This is a genomic window from Rhizobium sp. B230/85 (genome assembly GCF_019355735.1).
Lineage (GTDB): Bacteria > Pseudomonadota > Alphaproteobacteria > Rhizobiales > Rhizobiaceae > Rhizobium > Rhizobium rhododendri.
This window is the reverse complement of sequence record NZ_CP072156.1, coordinates 3602605-3620162: the sequence shown is the minus strand read 5'-3', so window position 1 is coordinate 3620162 and position 17558 is coordinate 3602605. Positions and strand designations below refer to the sequence as shown.

Annotated in this window: 23 protein-coding genes; 11 read left to right on the top strand and 12 right to left on the bottom strand. The window is 61.7% G+C overall.

The window, feature by feature from the left end; genetic code table 11:
- Nucleotides 1–35 precede the first annotated feature (35 nt).
- From J5289_RS17435 to J5289_RS17425, 3 genes are read left to right on the top strand one after another with little or no spacing between them, the layout of a single operon-like run.
- On the top strand, nt 36–446 hold the full coding sequence (locus J5289_RS17435) for an HIT family protein (protein WP_209182175.1): 411 nt from the start codon (nt 36–38) through the stop codon (nt 444–446).
- Complete coding sequence (gene nudC, locus J5289_RS17430) at nt 443–1402, top strand: NAD(+) diphosphatase (protein ID WP_209182176.1); 960 nt, start codon at nt 443–445, stop codon at nt 1400–1402. Before J5289_RS17435 ends, nudC begins: the two co-directional genes overlap by 4 nt.
- 13 nt (nt 1403–1415) lie before the next feature.
- On the top strand, nt 1416–2105 hold the full coding sequence (locus tag J5289_RS17425) for a YafY family protein (RefSeq protein ID WP_209182177.1): 690 nt from the start codon (nt 1416–1418) through the stop codon (nt 2103–2105).
- 60 nt (nt 2106–2165) lie between these two features.
- On the opposite strand, the gene J5289_RS17420 is transcribed toward J5289_RS17425, so the two are convergent.
- Nucleotides 2166–2861: an NADPH-dependent F420 reductase gene (locus J5289_RS17420; RefSeq protein ID WP_209182183.1), complete on the bottom strand. Its 696-nt coding sequence runs from the start codon at nt 2859–2861 to the stop codon at nt 2166–2168.
- A 114-nt stretch (nt 2862–2975) separates the two neighbouring features.
- On the opposite strand from J5289_RS17420, the gene J5289_RS17415 reads away from it, so the two are divergent.
- Nucleotides 2976–3887: a LysR family transcriptional regulator gene (locus J5289_RS17415; protein WP_209182185.1), complete on the top strand. Its 912-nt coding sequence runs from the start codon at nt 2976–2978 to the stop codon at nt 3885–3887.
- 92 nt (nt 3888–3979) lie between these two features.
- The gene (locus tag J5289_RS17410; RefSeq protein ID WP_209182187.1) at nt 3980–4348 is read left to right on the top strand and encodes a VOC family protein; all 369 of its coding nucleotides are present in this window, start codon (nt 3980–3982) and stop codon (nt 4346–4348) included.
- Between the two features lie 19 nt (nt 4349–4367).
- On the opposite strand, the gene J5289_RS17405 is transcribed toward J5289_RS17410, so the two are convergent.
- The gene (locus tag J5289_RS17405; RefSeq protein ID WP_111220881.1) at nt 4368–4547 is read right to left on the bottom strand and encodes a hypothetical protein; all 180 of its coding nucleotides are present in this window, start codon (nt 4545–4547) and stop codon (nt 4368–4370) included.
- A gap of 182 nt (nt 4548–4729) precedes the next feature.
- Between J5289_RS17405 and J5289_RS17400 the strand changes: the two genes are divergently transcribed.
- Nucleotides 4730–4975 (top strand): DUF6434 domain-containing protein, encoded by a 246-nt coding sequence (locus J5289_RS17400; protein WP_247749742.1) that lies wholly within the window; start codon nt 4730–4732, stop codon nt 4973–4975.
- Between the two features lie 5 nt (nt 4976–4980).
- Here the strand turns inward: J5289_RS17400 and J5289_RS17395 are convergent, their stop codons facing one another.
- The 5 genes from J5289_RS17395 to J5289_RS17375 form a co-directional block, all read right to left on the bottom strand.
- Nucleotides 4981–5376: a cupin domain-containing protein gene (locus tag J5289_RS17395; RefSeq protein WP_209182190.1), complete on the bottom strand. Its 396-nt coding sequence runs from the start codon at nt 5374–5376 to the stop codon at nt 4981–4983.
- 98 nt (nt 5377–5474) lie between these two features.
- Nucleotides 5475–5990: an N-acetyltransferase gene (locus J5289_RS17390; RefSeq protein WP_247748934.1), complete on the bottom strand. Its 516-nt coding sequence runs from the start codon at nt 5988–5990 to the stop codon at nt 5475–5477.
- A gap of 78 nt (nt 5991–6068) precedes the next feature.
- Nucleotides 6069–6302: a BrnA antitoxin family protein gene (locus J5289_RS17385; RefSeq protein ID WP_142831493.1), complete on the bottom strand. Its 234-nt coding sequence runs from the start codon at nt 6300–6302 to the stop codon at nt 6069–6071.
- 39 nt (nt 6303–6341) lie between these two features.
- The gene (locus J5289_RS17380) at nt 6342–7196 is read right to left on the bottom strand and encodes a prephenate dehydratase (RefSeq protein ID WP_209182192.1); all 855 of its coding nucleotides are present in this window, start codon (nt 7194–7196) and stop codon (nt 6342–6344) included.
- 10 nt (nt 7197–7206) lie between these two features.
- Nucleotides 7207–7962, bottom strand: a complete 756-nt coding sequence (locus tag J5289_RS17375; protein ID WP_209182194.1) for a 3-deoxy-manno-octulosonate cytidylyltransferase — start codon at nt 7960–7962, stop codon at nt 7207–7209.
- A gap of 149 nt (nt 7963–8111) precedes the next feature.
- On the opposite strand from J5289_RS17375, the gene J5289_RS17370 reads away from it, so the two are divergent.
- Complete coding sequence (locus J5289_RS17370; RefSeq protein ID WP_209182196.1) at nt 8112–8702, top strand: cytochrome c family protein; 591 nt, start codon at nt 8112–8114, stop codon at nt 8700–8702.
- Nucleotides 8703–8744: 42 nt separating this feature from the next.
- Here the strand turns inward: J5289_RS17370 and J5289_RS17365 are convergent, their stop codons facing one another.
- On the bottom strand, nt 8745–9278 hold the full coding sequence (locus J5289_RS17365) for a ribonuclease H (protein WP_209182198.1): 534 nt from the start codon (nt 9276–9278) through the stop codon (nt 8745–8747).
- Nucleotides 9279–9481: 203 nt separating this feature from the next.
- Between J5289_RS17365 and J5289_RS17360 the strand changes: the two genes are divergently transcribed.
- Both J5289_RS17360 and J5289_RS17355 read left to right on the top strand, forming a co-directional pair.
- Nucleotides 9482–10693: an MFS transporter gene (locus tag J5289_RS17360; protein ID WP_247748935.1), complete on the top strand. Its 1212-nt coding sequence runs from the start codon at nt 9482–9484 to the stop codon at nt 10691–10693.
- 329 nt (nt 10694–11022) lie between these two features.
- Nucleotides 11023–12015: an adenosine kinase gene (locus tag J5289_RS17355; RefSeq protein ID WP_209182199.1), complete on the top strand. Its 993-nt coding sequence runs from the start codon at nt 11023–11025 to the stop codon at nt 12013–12015.
- Here J5289_RS17355 and J5289_RS17350 read toward each other — a convergent pair.
- The gene (locus tag J5289_RS17350; RefSeq protein ID WP_209187285.1) at nt 12008–12547 is read right to left on the bottom strand and encodes an SH3 domain-containing protein; all 540 of its coding nucleotides are present in this window, start codon (nt 12545–12547) and stop codon (nt 12008–12010) included. The genes J5289_RS17355 and J5289_RS17350 overlap by 8 nt on opposite strands.
- Before the next feature lie 185 nt (nt 12548–12732).
- On the opposite strand from J5289_RS17350, the gene J5289_RS17345 reads away from it, so the two are divergent.
- Nucleotides 12733–13734, top strand: a complete 1002-nt coding sequence (locus tag J5289_RS17345; protein ID WP_209182203.1) for a D-glycerate dehydrogenase — start codon at nt 12733–12735, stop codon at nt 13732–13734.
- Nucleotides 13735–13789: 55 nt separating this feature from the next.
- Here J5289_RS17345 and J5289_RS17340 read toward each other — a convergent pair whose 3' ends face one another.
- From J5289_RS17340 to recF, 3 genes are read right to left on the bottom strand one after another with little or no spacing between them, the layout of a single operon-like run.
- Entirely contained in the window at nt 13790–14278 is a 489-nt protein-coding gene (locus J5289_RS17340) for a GNAT family N-acetyltransferase (RefSeq protein ID WP_142831484.1), read from the bottom strand.
- Entirely contained in the window at nt 14275–15060 is a 786-nt protein-coding gene (locus tag J5289_RS17335; protein ID WP_142831483.1) for a molybdopterin-synthase adenylyltransferase MoeB, read from the bottom strand. Before J5289_RS17335 ends, J5289_RS17340 begins: the two co-directional genes overlap by 4 nt.
- A 45-nt stretch (nt 15061–15105) precedes the next feature.
- A complete protein-coding gene (gene recF, locus J5289_RS17330) occupies nt 15106–16230 on the bottom strand; it encodes a DNA replication/repair protein RecF (RefSeq protein ID WP_209182205.1) in 1125 nt (374 codons plus the stop codon).
- A 205-nt stretch (nt 16231–16435) separates the two neighbouring features.
- Between recF and J5289_RS17325 the strand changes: the two genes are divergently transcribed.
- Nucleotides 16436–17506 carry an FAD-binding oxidoreductase gene (locus tag J5289_RS17325; protein ID WP_209182207.1) on the top strand — a complete coding sequence of 357 codons (1071 nt, stop codon included), beginning with the start codon at nt 16436–16438 and terminating at the stop codon, nt 17504–17506.
- Nucleotides 17507–17558: the final 52 nt, after the last annotated feature.

Here is a 17558-nt window from a genome sequence, read left to right as displayed (position 1 = left end):
TGCTAAACATTTGAAAAAATACTGGAGGAGACACCATGAGCCCATTCGTGCTCGATGATCGCCTGGCGAAGGACACAGTGTCTGTTGCGATCACAGGTCTTTGCGACCTGCGCCTGATGAAGGATCGCCGCTGGCCATGGCTTGTGCTGGTGCCGCGCCGGCAGGCAATCTCTGAAATTTTCGAGCTTACACCTCTCGACCAGGCCTTGCTCACCTTCGAGACGAATATGGTGTCGAGCGCGTTGAAGAGCGTCACCGGGGCTACGAAAATCAATGTCGGCGCCCTTGGAAATATTGTCAGACAGCTGCATGTTCATGTCATTGCGCGGTCCGAAGGGGATGCGAACTGGCCTGGGCCCGTCTGGGGTCATGGCCATCAGAAGCCCTATGAGGACGACGAGATGCGCGCCTTCATGACCCGAATGCAGAAAGCCCTGTCCCCATGAGCCATTCCCTCTTCACCTCCGACGCGCCCCACCCCGAGCCCAGCAGCCTTACCGCTTTTGCCGAGAACGCACTGAACCGCGACTCTGAGCATCGCGATGAAAGCTCGGTGGAAAAAGCGCTGTCCATCGACGGGACCCATATCCTGGCCTTTGCCGGCGAAAAGCTGGTGCTGAAGCATGACGGCCAGATCCTCGATCCGCTGTTTGCCAAATACGAACTGGCCGAGCTCGATCCGGATTGGGATAATGCGGTGCTGCTTGGCTACAAGAAGAGCGGCGAGCCGCGGCTCGCGGTGCCGGTGGGCATAGGGGCCGATGATCTTGCCAGCCAATACAAGGCGACAGACATGCGGGCGCTGTGGCGCGAGCATCTGTTCGAAGGCGAAATTCTGGGCGAGGCGGCACAGGCTGCCAGCCTCCTCCGCTGGAATAGCGACAACCGTTTTTGCGGCCGTTGCGGATCTGCAAGCGAAGGCCATCTCGGCGGCTACAAGCGCATCTGCACAGCCTGCCAGCACACGATTTTTCCGCGCACCGACCCCGTCGTCATCATGCTCGTCGTCGATGAGGCCCGAGAGCTCTGTCTGCTCGGTCGAAGCCACCACTTCCCGCCGGGAATGTATTCGTGCCTTGCCGGTTTCGTCGAGCCGGGCGAGACGATCGAAAGCGCCGTGCGCCGCGAGACGCACGAGGAATCCGGCATCGCCACCGGCCGCATCCGCTATCATGCCTCGCAGCCGTGGCCGATGCCGCATTCGCTGATGATCGGCTGCTATGCCGAAGCGAAATCCACCGAAATCCACATTGACTCCACTGAGCTCGACGACTGTCGCTGGTTTACGCCGGAGGAGACGCTGGCAATGCTGGAGCGGGTGGATGCATCCGGCCACACCTCGCCACCGAAGGGTGCCATTGCCCACCGGCTGATGCGCGACTGGATCGAGTGGAAGCGCTAGGCGGATATTTGCCATGGCCCGTTCCGAGCGGCTGCTGACTCTCCTGCAGGCCCTGCGTCGCCATCGCCGTCCAGTGACTGGGGCGGCGCTGGCGGAGGAGACGGGCGTGAGCCTGCGGACGCTCTACCGTGATATTGCCAGCCTGCAAGCGCAAGGGGCGCATATCGAAGGCGAGGCCGGCGTCGGCTATGTGCTGAAGCCGGGCTTCATGTTGCCGCCGATGATGTTTTCGCAGGACGAGATCGAGGCTCTGGTGCTCGGTTCGCGGTGGGTGGCGCGTGCCGCCGAGCCGCGACTGGCCGCGGCCGGCGCCGATGCGATGGCCAAGATCGCCGCCGTGCTGCCTGAAGAAATGCGCGACGAAATCGATTCGGCGACGCTGCTGGTCGGTCCGCGCCGCATAAGCGAAGACAAGGCGGACCTTTCGGTCATCCGTCGGGCGATCCGCATGGAGCGCATTCTCGAGCTCAACTATACCGACGAAAGCGGTGCCGTCTCCGTCCGAAGGGTCTGGCCGTTCGCGCTCGGCTATCTCGAGCATATCCGCATCATGGCGGCGTGGTGCGAGTTGCGTGGCGACTACCGGCATTTCCGCACAGACCGGATCGGCGACATGACCGTTCAGGACGGTCGTTATCCCCGCCGTCGGGCGGTGCTGATGAAAGAGTGGCGCGAGATCGACGACTATGCCCGGAATGCATGATGCAGGGCGACCAGATCCTGCAGGTTAGGCGCAGGATCTGGTTCGTCAGGTTGCTGGCGTTTACGCAGGCGCGTCGAAGGTGCCGGGGCTGCGCGGAGTTGCCTTCCACTGGTCCGTCCGTTGAGGGCTAGCCTCCGTCAGCGCCTGGCGTACGCCGGCTGCGTCATGATCCTTCACATAGACAGGCGAGCCCGGTTGCTGGCGCCAGGAGTCGTCCAGACTTCCGGCATCCACAGCGTCGAAACCGATCTCATCGATCAGGCCGATAACGACGGCTTTCGAGGCCTGATCGTTGCCGGCCACTGCAATTGCTATGCGACCCGGCTGGCCCGCCGGCTTGCCAAGCTTGGCGAGGCTCGTGGCGTAGATCATGTTGAATGCCTTCACCACGTCGCGGCCGAGTTGCTTTGCCACCCAGGCGCTTTCCGTCATGCCGTTTTCGATGTCGGCGACCGCGCCGTCGCGTTCGCGGGGATAGTAGTTGTTGGTGTCGATGACGATGGTCTTCGCGGGCACGTTGGCGAAGAGGTCGCGAGGCAGTGACGGGATGGCGTTGAGGGGGATAGTCACGACCACAACGTCCTTGTCAAGCACGCTTGCCTCAACAGTTGCCGCGCGTGCACCTGTCTTCGCGGCTAATTCTGAAAGCGTGGCCGGACCGCGCGAGTTAGCGATATCGACCTGGTGTCCCGCCTTGACAAGCAGGCCTGCGAGCGCGCCGCCGATATTGCCGGCACCGATAATTCCGATTTTCATGTCAAATACTCCGAATTGCCCGTCTCCTTCGTGGAGAGACAAATGCACCATAATTCCTATTCACATCGCGATAAATCGCAATAAGATGGTAACAATCACTACCAGGAGTAGGGAATGGATCGTCTCGTCAGCATGAATGCCTATGTCACGTCGGTGGAGATGGGCTCCTTTGCGTCTGCCGCCAACGTGCTCGGCATCTCGCAGCAGATGGTCGCCAAGCATGTCAATTATCTCGAGGCGCGCCTCGGCGCCCGCCTGCTCTATCGCACCACCCGGCGGCAAAGCGTCACCGAGATCGGTCGGACCTACTATGACCGGTGCAAGCTGGTGCTGGCGGATGCCGACTGGGCCGATGCCGTTGCGGAGCAGGCCAAGGGCACGCCGCAGGGGCGCCTGCGCATCAACGCTCCCGTTTCGTTCGGCTCACAGAGCCTGATCGGTCTCGTAACCCGCTATCTGCGTCGATACCCCGACGTGGAAATCGATCTGGTTCTCGACGACAAGTATGTCGATCCGGTCAAGGAGTCCTTCGAGGCGGTGTTCCGCATCGGGCATGTCGGGGACACGACCCTCACCAAGTACAGGCTTGCGCCGTTTCGCGTCGTGCTCTGTGCCTCGCCGGACTACCTGCGGGAACGCGGAACTCCGACCCATCCTGCCGATCTCGAACACCACGAATGCCTGGGGCAGGCTCTGTGGTCGCAGCCGGAGAACTATCACTGGCGTTTCGAGATGAGCGACAGCGTTTATGAACCGAAGGTGCAGGGGCGCTTGCGGGTGAACGATGCAAAGGGGTTGCTCTCGGCTGCGGTGGGCGGTTTCGGCATCGCGCTGATTGCCCACGACCACGCGCGGGACATGCTGGCCGATGGTCGTCTCGTCAGGGTGCTGGCGGACTACCGGACGGAGACGCGACCGATGCATCTTCTTTTCCACCCCGACCGCCGCCAGACCCCGAAACTCAAAAGCTTTATCGAGGCCGTCATGGAGGAGTTCGGCGAGGCGAAAGCGGGTGGCGCAACATAGAAGAACAACTCAGATGCCTTGCCCACGCTGCTGCCATAAACTGTCAGTGGTTGCTGCTATCGTTGCTCCATCGACAACAAGGAGCAGCGACAATGACTAATCCCAATCTCATCATTCTCTACGTCAAGGACCCGGCCGAGAGCGTCGTTTTCTATCGCGGCCTTCTTGGTCGCGAACCCGTAGCGGATTCGCCGAATTATGCCGCCTTTGCGCTCGATAGCGGTTTCATGCTCGGGCTCTGGCGTCGTAGTTCTGTGGAACCTCAGCCTTCAGCGCTTGGAAATCGCGGAGAAATCGGCTTTGCCCTGCCGGGCAAGGGCAGCATTGCCGCCCATTACCGGGAATGGTGCAGCCAGGGAATGCCGATTGCGCAGGAGTTGACGACGATGGATTTCGGAGAGACCTTCGTGGCGCTCGATCCCGATGGCCATCGCCTGCGTGTTTGCGAACCGGATCAGTAGGCTGCACCGCAGTTCCGCATCAGTTCAGGGTGAGGTCGCTTTCACATTCATCGCGGGCTTCATCGAATTCATCGATATGCGCGACTGCCATGCTGCGAAAGTCCGGATCGGTGATCTCATCCAGGGACCGCGGCATGCCGTGGTCTCTGATCATGGTCTTGAGAACGGATACCAGATGTGTGCTCTTATCTTCCGACATGCTTTTCAACCTTCATCGTAGTGGATAGGTAGTAAGCTAACTACTTAGCACATTGCACTGCAACATGCCCATTCACATATTGATGATCTGCCGTGAGCTTGGTGCATGGAACCGTGGTGCATTACGGGTAAATGAGACTGCGGATACCAACGCGGTGCAGGGGTAGACGGGGAGTGGGGCTAATGGCATTCGACTGGCATAGCAGTGAAATCACGCGCGCGACGCCGGTGACGGCATCCTACCGCAACACGCAGAACGTCCGTCGATTTTTCCAGGCGCAATGTGGCGACGGATTCAGGTTCGACCGCCCCTTCATGGCCTGGCTTAAGACGGCTGTCGGCCAGACTATGGGCAGTGCTGCCGACGAGTGGTGCCGGCGCGAGGCTGCAAAGCGTCAGCCAGCATCACCTGCAGCGACCGATGCGTGATCCTATCAGCCCTCGTACTGCTCGTCGGTGACGTGCTCGAGCCAATCGACGACCTTGCCGTCAAGCGCTTCGGCGATGGCGACATGGCTCATGGCTGTTGAAGGTGCAGCACCGTGCCAGTGTTTCTCACCCGGCGCGAACCAGACGATGTCGCCGGGGCGGATCTCTTCGATCGGGCCGCCCTCTCGCTGCGTACGGCCGAAGCCGGAGAGCACGAGCAGGGTCTGGCCGAGCGGGTGCGTGTGCCAGGCGGTGCGTGCGCCGGGTTCGAATGTGACGGTGGCGCCGCCGATCCGGGCGGGATCTTCGCCCTTGAACGGTGCATCGATGCGCACCGTGCCGGTGAAGTAATCGGATGGGCCCTTGGCCGATGGAAGCGAACCGCTGCGGGTGATCTTCATGGAACTCTCCTGTTGCGCGGCATTTCCCTGCCGCCGGTAATCGTTACTTAGCGCGCGGAATGCACCGGATCAGGTGTGTGCACACTCAATTCGGAAAGTCAGATGATGGGCTCGTTGGCAAGGGCTTTTTGCGGCATCGCTTCAGCGTCGATGCGTTTGGACATATTGAGCCCAGTGACGCGAAAGCCGCCGACGGCGTATAGGTGTTGAGCGCGCGCGTTATCGGCAGCCACACGCAGCTTGATCTCCGTGTATCCCTGTTGCCGCATCATCGCTTCCAGGGCAGCCAGAGCAGAGTGACCGCGACCTTGTCCCCGGTACTTTGGAAGTATGCAGAAGTCGCAGACAAAAGCCGATTGGTGGTCTTTGTCGGAGCGATACCAGAGATAGCCAATGGGTTGCGCTGGGTTCTGCTCGCTGAATATGCAGAGCAATTCCTGGCCTGCGGTTTGCGGGCCGGCCGGAAGCTCCGCCGCGACCTCGCGCTCAGCCCGTATCCGCGCAGCGGCCGAAGACATGGCATAGTTCTCAGCAATTTCATCTGCGTAGTCAGCGATGAAGTAATCCAGGTATGCGGGGAACTCTGCGGGAAGCATAGGCTGGAAGGTGATCATGAGGGTCCATTCAATTGCCGGTCTGCTGCAGGAGCCATGCGTTCTGCGCGTTATCCCGGCATGGAGTGTGGCCGGATGCTAATCCTTGGCCAGCATGGCTGCACGCAGCGTGTCGTTGATGCGGTCCTGCCAGCCGGGACCGTCTTCCTGGAAGTGGGCGAGCACGTCGCTGTCGAGCCTGATCGACACCATCTCCTTCGTGTTGGGCACGGCAGGGCGCTCGACTGCAGGGGCGACGGGCTTCTTTGTCGGTTTGAATAGCGCCTCTGCGGCGTCCATCGGGCTGACCGGGCGGCGGGGTGGCGTGGCCATGGCGTTTTCCTTCTGTGTGACGGTCGGCAGTTGCAATGCCTACATCGAGCCGCGCGTCGGGTGGCCTTTGTAGACGCCGAGGATGCGGACCTTTTCGGAGAAGAACCGCAGTTCCTCCAGCGCCTGTCGGACGTTCGGGTCCGACGGATGGCCTTCGATGTCGGCGTAAAACTGGGTGGCCACGAACTTTCCGCCGAGCTGGTAGCTCTCGAGCTTGGTCATGTTGATGCCGTTTGTGGCGAAACCGCCGAGCGCCTTGTAGAGGGCGGCCGGGATGTTGCGGACATTATAGACGAAAGTCGTGACGATCTTTTCTTCCTTCGATGTGCGCTCGGCCCAAGCCTCGTCGCGGGCCAGCACGACGAAGCGTGTCGTGTTGCTTTCGACATCCTCGACATTCTCGGCGATGATGTCGAGATGGTAGAGGTCGGCGGCCAGCCGGGGGGCCAGCGCCGCCATCGAGCGGTCGCCTGTTTCCTGCACCAGCTTGGCAGCGCCCGCAGTGTCGCCGGCGATGACCGGCTTCCAGCCGTTGGCCCGAACGATCTTGCGGCATTGTCCGAGCGCATGGATGTGGCTGTGGACGGTGCGGATCTCGTCACGGGTAACGCCCGGGAGCACCATCAGCTGGAAGCGGATCGGCATGAAATATTCGCCGATGATGTGCAGGTTGGATTCCGGCAGCAGGTGGTGGATGTCGGCAACACGGCCGGCGATGGTGTTTTCGATCGGGATCATCGCCAGATCGGCATCGCCATTGTCGACAGCGGTGAACGCATCCTCGAAGGTCTGGCACGGCAGCGGCTGCATGTCGGGAAACATGTCGCGGCATGCCATGTCGGAATTGGCGCCGTATTCGCCCTGAAAGGCAATCTTGTTGGTCTTGGCTGTCATGAAAAATCCGTCAGAGAGAGGCGCCGGAGAGCATTCGGCGGGCCTTTTCGAGGTCGGCCGGAGTATCGACACCCAGCGGAACCGTGTCAACGATCTCGGCGTCGATGCGCATGCCGGCTTCGAGCGCGCGCAGCTGCTCGAGCGATTCGCGTTTTTCCAGCGTCGATGGGGCAAGCGTCACGAAGCGCTCGAGCGCCGCGCGGCGATAGGCGTAGAGGCCGATGTGATGGTAGAGCGGCCCCTTGCCATGGGGGGCGGTGGCGCGGGTAAAATAGAGTGCCCTCAGCCGGCTGTCCGACAGCGGCGAGCCGACGATCTTGACGACGTTGGGATTGGTCTTTTCCTCCTCGTCGCGGATTTCCACCGTCAGCGTCGCAATATCGACGGCTGTATCTTCGAGCGGCTTCAGGGCAGCGCGGATCGTGGCGGGGTCGATGGTCGGCAGGTCGCCCTGGACATTGACGATTGTCTCGATGCGACCGTCCGGATCGACAGCGCGCAGCGCCTCGTGAATGCGATCGGAGCCGGATTGATGGTCCTCGCGGGTCATCACCACCTCGAAACCTGCGTCTCTTACGACGTCGAACGTGTCGGAATGGTCGACGGCGACGACGATGCGACCGATAGCCGCTTCGCGCGCGCGCATGGCAACCTGTACGATCATGGGCAAGCCGGCAATGTCGGCCAACGGTTTGCCCGGCAGCCGGGTAGACGCCAGACGGGCGGGGATGAGGACCAGCGTCTTGCCGATATCGAGGTACGTCATTGTTGGCCTTTTATTCCCGTCGGAAAAATGTCAAAAAGTGTGATGTTCCGAGCTGGGTGGAGAGTTTTGTAAGGGACAGTCAGAAGACACAGGTTTCGGCCGAATTCAAGATGGGGCCGGCGGGTTTGCCGGGGAGGGGAACATAGCAGATGAATTCATCCTACGTGAACATGGGACTCGGTGCGCTTCTGGCGACGTTGTTCGTGTTGAAGTCGGTGTCGCTGGTGTCCGGCGCGCTGTTTGCTTCGGAGCCGCCGGAAAAGCCGGGCTTTATCATTGTCGCCGACGAGACGGCACCGGCTGGCGGTGCCAGCGGCAAGACTGCTGCGGCAGCGCCGGAAACGCCGATTGCCCAGCTGTTGCAGAAGGCCGATGCCAAGGTTGGCGAAACCATCTTCAAGAAGTGTCAGGCCTGTCATGACGGCAGCAAGGGCGGGCCGAACAAGGTCGGGCCGAACCTTTACGGCATTGTCGACCGGCCGATCGCCGCGCATGAGGGCTTTGGCTATTCCGCAGCCATCAAGGATTTTTCCAAGGGCAGCTCGGAAAAGTGGACGTACGACCATCTCACGCATTTTCTGGCGGCGCCGAAGAAATACATTCCGGGCACGGCAATGGGCTTTGCGGGCCTGCCGAAGGAAACCGACCGCGCCAACGTCATCGCCTATCTCCGGACGCTGGCCGATACGCCGGCACCGCTGCCGGATGCTGCCGCCGCGCCGGCGCCCGCTACCAACTGAGCCTGATCCGGCGACAAAGCCCGGCCATCCGTGGCCGGGTCCTCACGTCCGCCTGCCCTGCCACTGGATCGTGCGTCGGCCCTGATCGGCAAGCGCGTCGGCGCGCTCGTTGCCGTCTATGCCGAAGTGGCCTTTGCACCAGTCGATCCTGATAAGCGCATTTTGCGACAGCTTTAGATCGAGTGCCTTCCAGAGCTCCGCATGGGCGATCGTCCTTCGCCGGACGTTCGGGTTGGCGTCGATCTTTTTCCAGCCGTTGCCTTTCCATATCTGTCGAAAGGCGTTGCAGCCCCTGACGGCGTAGAGCGAATCGGACCAGACGACGACGGGCTGTTCGGCGGCATTGCTCGCGATCCAGGCGACGGCCTCCAGCACAGCCATGATTTCCATCGCATTGTTGGCGGTCTTTGCGACGCCGCCGCAGCCCGAGGATATCTCGAGTCCATCGCGATACACGACATAGGCCCAGCCTCCATCGCCGGAACCGGGCTCGACGCAGCCGTCGGTGAAGACATGAAGTCCGTGCAGCACAGCCACTGGATCGGCTTGCAAGGATTGAGTAGGCGTGGCGGTCAATGGGTTGGCCTATCGGAGACGTCGCTGGAGAACTGGAACATCCTAACCCGGATACATTGCGCGTTGCCAACCTCGAATGCTGTGGCCGCCGCTTACCTCGGCCACGAGCGGGATGCTGCATTGCATAATCGGCACACCCTGCGACCTCGACAAGATAGCCGAAGCATGACGTTCTGCGCGCTTATGCCAATGTGAGTCTTTTGATGCCAAATTCGCAGTCGTTGCCTGAAATCCATCGCGGCACCATACCTCTGATGGCCGCCGCCTGTGGCGTCATGGTCGGCAATATCTATATCTGTCAGCCTCTGCTCGGCCAGATCGCCGTCAGCTTCGGCGTTCCCGAGCATGTGTCGTCGCTGGTCGCGGTGGCGACCCAGGTCGGCTACGCGTTCGGCATTCTCCTGCTGGTGCCGCTCGCCGATATTGCCGAGCCACGCAGGTTGCTGCGCTGGCTGATGGCGCTGACGGCGATCGGCCTTCTCGGAGCGGCGCTTGCGCCCGGTATCGGCGTGCTTGTCGGTGCCAGCGCCTGTCTTGCGCTGGTCACCGTCGTGCCACAGGTGCTGATCCCGCTCGCCACCTCGCTGGTGCCGGCAGAAAAGCGGGGCCGGGTCGTCGGTACGATGACCACCGGCCTGGTCATGGGCATCCTGTTGTCGCGCACAGTCTCCGGTCTTGTGGCGGGATATACCGACAGCTGGCGTGCGTCGTACGGCCTTGCTGCGGTTCTCACGCTGATTCTTTTCTTCTTCGTTCCGGCCTTCATGCCGCAGCGACCGCAGACGATGCAGAAAATGAGCTATGGCAAGCTGCTGGCCTCGCTTGTGCCGCTGTTGAAGCACCGGCCGCTGCTGTTGTCGATGGGGATGAATTTCCTGGCTTTCGGCGCTTTTTCGGCATTCTGGGCGACGCTGGCATTCCATCTCGCGAGCCCTGCCTTCGGCCTCGGAGCCGCCGCTGCCGGCCTTTTCGGGCTGTGGGGTGCCCCCGGTGCGCTGATGGCGCCGATTGGAGGGCGACTTGCCGACCGCTGGGGTTCCTCGCGGGTGAATGCTCTTGCCTTCTGCGCCCTGCTCGCCAGTTTCGCGATTGCTGCCACCCTGGGGACGACACACCTGCTGGCATTGGTCGTTGCCGTCAACCTGCTCGATTTCGGCCTGCAGAGCGGCCAGATCGCCAACCAGACGCGGATCTTTGCCATCGGTCATGAGATCCGCGGCCGGTTGAACACAATGTATATGGTTTCGACGTTTTCCGGTGGTGCACTCGGCGCATTCGCCGGTGGCATGGCCTGGACGCTTGCCGGATGGATCGGCGTTTGCCTCGTCTGCGTCTGCCTGATCTGTCTCGCCGCAACGCTGCTGGGTGTTTCGCTCTTCTTCGGGGTACGGCGAACGTCTGCCGGCGTTCGTTAGTCGATCCGGAAAAAAGGCACAAAAAAAGCGGGCATTGCCCGCTTTTCCGCAGCCGGTCATCCCGGCGATCTGCTTCCATCGCCGTCTGCCAGTACATCCGTGGTCAGCGCGTTCAATGGAAGCCAGGGTTTCTCACCCCAAGCGATAAAGGCTCTAACGATCTACCGACCGTCCATGCCTGTCGCCTGATGAATATGTACACGGCGAAAGTGACGGCTCTGTGACCACTTGGCATTTCTTGGACGGGCGGTGGCGATTCCACCTTCCAAACTTTTCAAAACCCGATATGACCGGACACCGGCGAAGACAGTGACCGGGGTTCCATTTTGATGACACGTTTCGATGTACTCACCGTTGGCAATGCCATCGTCGATATTATCGCCCGGTGCGACGACCAGTTCCTGATCGACAACGCCATCACCAAGGCGGCGATGAACCTGATCGACGCTGAGCGTGCCGAATTGCTCTATTCCCGCATGGGACCGGCCATCGAAGCCTCCGGCGGCAGCGCCGGCAACACGGCGGCAGGCATTGCCAATTTCGGCGGCAAGGCTGCCTATTTCGGCAAGGTCGCCAAGGACCAGCTCGGCGAAATCTTTACCCACGATATTCGCGCGCTCGGCGTCCACTACGAGACCGCACCGAAAGAGACGTTTCCGCCCACGGCCCGCTCGATGATTTTCGTTACCGAGGACGGCGAGCGATCGATGAACACCTATCTCGGTGCCTGCGTCGAGCTCGGACCCGAGGACGTGGAAGCCGATGTCGTTGCCGATTCCAAGGTCATTTATTTCGAGGGCTATCTCTGGGATCCGCCGCGCGCCAAGGATGCGATCCGCGAATGCGCCCGTATCGCCCATGAAAACGGCCGCGAGGTCTCGATGACCCTCTCCGACAGCTTCTGCGTCGGCCGTTACCGGGACGAATTTCTCGAGCTGATGCGCTCTGGCACCGTCGATATCGTTTTTGCCAACCGTCAGGAGGCACTCAGCCTCTACGAGACAGAGGATTTCGAGGAAGCGCTGACGCTGATCGCCCGCGATTGCAAGATTGCCGCTGTGACAATGAGCGAAGACGGGGCTGTTATCCTACGCGGCAGCGAGCGCTACGAAGTCGACGCCATCGAGCTGGACGAGCTTGTCGACACGACAGGGGCTGGCGATCTGTTCGCCTCCGGCTTCCTCTACGGCTACACGCAGGGACGGGAACTCCGCGATTGCGGCAAACTTGGCTGCCTGGCGGCAGGTACTGTGATCCAGCAGATCGGCCCCCGGCCTGACAAGTCTCTGTCGAAGCTGGCCAAGGAAGCCGGGCTTATTTGAAGGCCTCTCCGGGATAGGCGCCCCAGATTTCCGATTGCGCCACCCAGCCCTCGGTTCCATCGGTTGTCGTCTTGCACCAGGTGCCGTTGCATTCGCGCACATCGAGGACGACGCCGGGCTCGAGCTTGGCAATAACGGAACTCGACGGCTGCGGATCCCGGCGCATGTTGACGTAGACTTCCTTGCCTTTGCCCTTCATCCACGGGGCGGCGATCGCGGCGCGCGAGCCTGACAGCAGCGACTGGTTGACCCAGCCCTCCGTGCCGTCGGCATCCCGTACCTGGCGCCAGTTGTCGTATTCCTGGATGATTTCGACGGGCAGGCCGGCGCGGGTATAGAGCCATGAGACCGCGTAATCGCTGCTCGGGCCGATGCGCAGGTTGACGCGCTTCGACTTCAGCGTCACGAAGCGTGGCAGCGGCAAGCCGCTGGCACCCTTGGCTGCCTGGGCGTTGGCGATCTGGGTCGAGCCGGCCATCATCATCAGGCCGAGTGCCAATGCCGTGCAGGATTTGAACATGGTGCTCCGCATCAGAATTCCGTTCGATTACCTTGGCGCGCTGCCCGGGCGCGCTTCGTTCCGGCCATCCGCAAATGCGTGGACGCCGAAAGCGACTTCTGTTTGTCTTCGACTGCGGGTCTGGTAGAACTGCCCGCAACGTTAAAATTATGTCTGGTCTTGGTTAAGGACCTCTGAACAAGGCATCGCAGGGCGTCATGACAACGAAGAAAAAACCAAAAGTCTATCTGACGCGCAAACTTCCCGACGCGGTCGAGACGCGGATGCGCGAGCTGTTCGACGCCGAGCTCAACATCGACGACCGGCCGCGCACCGCCAGCGAACTGGCGGCGGCGATGCAGACGGCCGATGTGCTGGTGCCGACGGTGACCGACAGGATCGATGCGGCCCTTATCGAACAGGCGGGCCCGCAGCTGAAACTTATTGCCGGCTTCTCGAACGGCACCGATCACATCGACGTGGACGCTGCGGCGCGAAAGGGTATCACCGTAACCAACACGCCGGGCGTGCTGACCGAAGATACTGCCGACATGACGATGGCGCTTATCCTCGCCGTGCCGCGGCGATTGGCCGAGGGCGCGCGGGTGCTGACTGACAAGCCCGGCGAATGGGCCGGCTGGTCGCCGACATGGATGCTCGGCCGCAGGCTCTCCGGCAAGCGCATCGGTATCGTCGGCATGGGCCGCATCGGCACCGCCGTCGCCCGCCGTGCCAAGGCCTTCGGCCTTTCGATCCACTATCACAACCGCAGCAAAGTCAGCCCGGAGACCGAGGACGAGCTGGAGGCGACCTACTGGGACAGCCTCGACCAGATGCTCGCCCGCGTCGATATCATCTCGATCAACTGCCCCTCGACACCAGGCACCTATCATCTGATCTCGGCAAGACGGCTGGCGCTGCTGCAACCAACCGCCTTCATCGTCAACACCGCGCGGGGCGACATCATCGACGAGCCGGCCCTGATCAACATCCTGCGCGACGGCAAGATCGCCGGCGCCGGCCTCGACGTCTTCTCCAACGAGCCGGCCGTCAACCCGAAGCTGATCAAGCTCGCCAACGAAGGCAAGGTCGTGCTCCTGCCGCATATGAGCTCTGCCACCATCGAGGGCCGCATCGAGATGGGCGACAAAGTGATCATCAACATCCGCGCCTTCATGGATAGCCACAGGCCACCCAACCGGGTGTTGCCGGGGCGCTGAGTTTCCTCGGGTCAGGCCCGAGGATCCGCGGGCAAGCGCTCGTCTTTAGCGATGGCTAACCTGCCGGCAGCAAGGACTTCCGCATTTCGATCGAGGTGGTCCGGTCGAAGCCGGGATGGGCGTTTTCGGCGGTCTTGCAAAAACCCAAGGCGGCAAATGTTGCGTGATTTTCGACGAGTTCGATACGTGTTTCGAGCCGCAGCGCCGGAAGTTTTTTGCGCCGCTCGAGCTGTTCCGCAGCCTCGATGAGCCTTCGACCTATACCTCGGCCCTGCAGTGTCGGCAGAACCGCCAGCTTGCCTATGTAGAGGCAATCGGGTTCCAATCGACAAAATATACAGCCGGCTAAGATCTTCTCCTGCATGGCTATAAAACTGATTTCGGCTCCGGCCTTTTGTCGCAATGACTGGGCTGTCAGGGCTTTTGCCGACGAGGGTGGGTCGATGCGGCCTTCCATGCCGGCAAATGAGATCTGGATGAGCGTCAGCAAGGCGTCCCAACCGGTAAAGTCTTCGTCCAGTCGGTGCAGTTCCAGGCCGCTCATGATCCAGCGGTGCCACCCACCTTAGCCGGCTTGGTGCGCCTTGCATAACGGATGGTGTCGAACCTTGCAGCAAGCGCGTCGTAGAGCAGCAGCCGGCCGATCAGCGGTTCTCCGATGCCAGTAACGAGCTTGATGGCTTCCGTCGCCATCAGCGTGCCGATGACGCCGGTGAGCGCGCCTATGATGCCGGCCTCGGCGCAGGAGGGGATCAGGCCCTCCGGTGGCGGGGCTGGAAACAAATCGCGGTAGGTCGGGTTGAGACGGCCGTCAGGGCCGGTTTCATAGGGCTTCAACACGGTCAGCGATCCGTCGAAGCGGCCGACGGCACCGGAAACGAGCGGCTTGCCGGCGGTATGTGCGGCGTCAGCAGCCGCATAGCGGGTATCGAAATTGTCGGAGCCGTCGACCACGAGGTCGAAGCCGGCGAGTTGCCGCATTGCCGTCTCGGCTGCAAACCGCTCCTCGAAGCGGATGGTGCGGATATGGGGGTTCAGCCGCGCGATGGCGTCAGCGGCACTTTGCGTCTTCAGTTCGCCGATGGTACCGGTGTCGTGGATCACCTGGCGCTGCAGGTTCGACAGCGATACGCGGTCGTCGTCGGCGATGCCGAGCGTGCCGATGCCGGCGGCGGCCAGATATTGCAGCACCGGCGCCCCGAGGCCACCGGCGCCGATGACCAGGATACGGGCTGCCTTCAGCTTCTGCTGGCCGGCGCCGCCGATCTCGGGCAGCAGGATATGGCGGCGGTAGCGCTCGATTTCATCGGGGTTCAAGGGTTCCATGTCATCATCCTATCATTCGCATCCGGCTCGCGCAAAAGCGGTGCGTCATGGCTGGACGGCACCGTGATCGACGCCCAGGAACTGGGCGCGCTCACCGAGCGCCGAAAACATGCCCCGGTCGGTGCCGGTCATGAAGGCCTGGCCGCCGAGACCGTCGATCAGGTCGAACAGCGCCGCCCGGCGGTTTTCATCGAGATGGGCGGCAATCTCGTCGAGCAGCAACACGGGCGCGTGGCCTGTCAAATTGCCGACCAGTCGGGCATGCGCCAGCACGAGACCGACCAGCAGAGCCTTCTGTTCACCGGTCGAGCAGCGCCCGGCGTCCATGTCTTTTTCGAGATGGCGAACCTTGAGGTCGGCGCGGTGCGGCCCATCCAATGTTCGTCCTGCGCCGGCGTCGCGGCAGCGGCTGTCGCGCAGCATGTCGGCATAGCGGTCCTCGAGATCGACGGCGGGGCCATCAAGCCCGCCATCGAGAAAACCGGAGAGGGTGAGGGAGGCCGAGGGAAAGGGGGTCGCCTCGCGGCTGGCGTCGATCAGGCCCGACAGCAGTCCGAGCATCTCCTCGCGGGCAATCGCCATCGCAATCCCGAGGCTTGCCATCTGCTGCTCGATGCCGGAAAGCCAGGCAGGGTCGAAACGACCTTCGGAGAGCAGGCGGTTGCGGCTGCGCATGGCGCGCTCGAAATCGGTGGCCCTGCGGCCATGTGCCGGATCGAGCGACAGGACCAGCCGGTCGAGAAAACGCCGGCGGTCGGAGGAGCCGCCGGTAAAAAGTCCATCCATGGCCGGCGTCAGCCAGGCGACACGCAGGTGGTCGGTCAATTCGTCGACGGTTCTGGCCGTGGTGCCGTTGATACGCAGGCGGCGGACTGCTGTCTCGTCCGTTGTATCGACGCCGGTGCCGATCTCGACCCTGCCGTCCATACCCTCGATCTCCGCAAAGATGGAGAAGCCATTGGCCGCCCCGACCCGGGTGATATCGCCATAGGCGGCGCGCCTGAGGCCGCGGCCCGGCGACAGCAGCGAGACTGCTTCCATCAGGTTCGTCTTGCCGGCCCCGTTATCGCCGGTCAGCACCACATGCCGCCCGTCCAGATCCAGCGCCGCTGCCGCATAGTTGCGGAAGTCGGTGAGTTTCAGGCGCGAGAGGGAGACCTTATGCGGCATCGGGATCCGGGATTCGTGTGTCCGGTGAGAGCTATGCCGATCGGTGCGGAATGGCAAGGTACGGCTGGAAAAGCTTGTCGCGTGACAGGCGTTTTGGTGGGAAGGGGATGATAGGTAGTTAGTCTCGACATGCATATCGTCACGCCACCGTCACGCCTAATGCCTAGCGATACATTTTAACCCGCGCTTCTTCGAGTTCAAATTCATGTCAGTTTACAAGCCACGCATCATCGTAGTCGGCGCCGGCATAATAGGCGCTGCCATAACTTATCACCTTGCGATGATGGGTGGCGAGGTCGTGCTTATAGATGAGAGAAGCCAGCCAGGCGGTGGCGTTACCGGGCAGTCTTTCGGCTGGATAAATGTCATAAACGGAACGCCCGGAGATCGTGCTTATATTCTCTGGCGAGAGGCGATCGAGGAGTATCGCCGCCTGAAGTCCGTCTTGCCTGAAGCCCTTGCGGAGGCCCGCAAAGGATCGCTTCTTTGGAAGGCAACACCAGAGCAGACAGAGGAATTCGGGAATCTCCACAAGCTTGCCGGCGAAGACGTGACACTTTTGGAGGGCCGTGCCATCGCCGAGATGGAGCCGTGTTTGCGTCGGGTGCCCGAGCTTGCCGTTTATTCTCCGCGCGATCTGGCGGTCGACCCTGCGCGACTGGCTGCGGTGTTCGTCAGCGCGGCTGTTACGGCGGGCGCATCGGCGCGATTGGGAGGCAAGGTCGCTTCCGTGGAAACCTGCAACGGTCGCGTCACTGGCGTCAAGTTTGCGGACGACGTGATCAAAGCCGATGTCGTGGTGTTGGCTGCAGGAGCTAGCATCAGTACGCTAACAGGTGAGTTGGGTATCGACACCGGCATCGCGGTGTCGCCAGCCTTGCTCCTGCGCTACTTCTGCAGCGCGCCTTTTATCAGCCATATACTCCGCAGCCCACAGCTGGAAGTTCGTCAAGCTGGCAATAATATGCTCATGGTTGCCAAGTCCTATGTGGACGACGGGGACGTCAACGGACCGTCGACCATCGGCAAGCGAATGCTGGAAGTGATAAGAGACGAGCTCGACTTACCCGGTGATACGGCCATGGCAACCGCCACCATAGGCGGGCGACCAACGTTTCCCGACGGCATGCCGCGTGTCGGCTTCCTGCCGCAGATGACTGGCCTCTATATCGCGGGAGGCCATCCGGGTGTCATTCTTGCCCCACTCATTGGACGCCTGGCGGCAGAAGAAATACTTACGGGCAAGCGGACGGCGCTCATACCAACTCCTCTATGAGCCGGCCCGCCTGACGTGCCGCCAGCACCTGTGTCGATGAGTAGCTTCAATC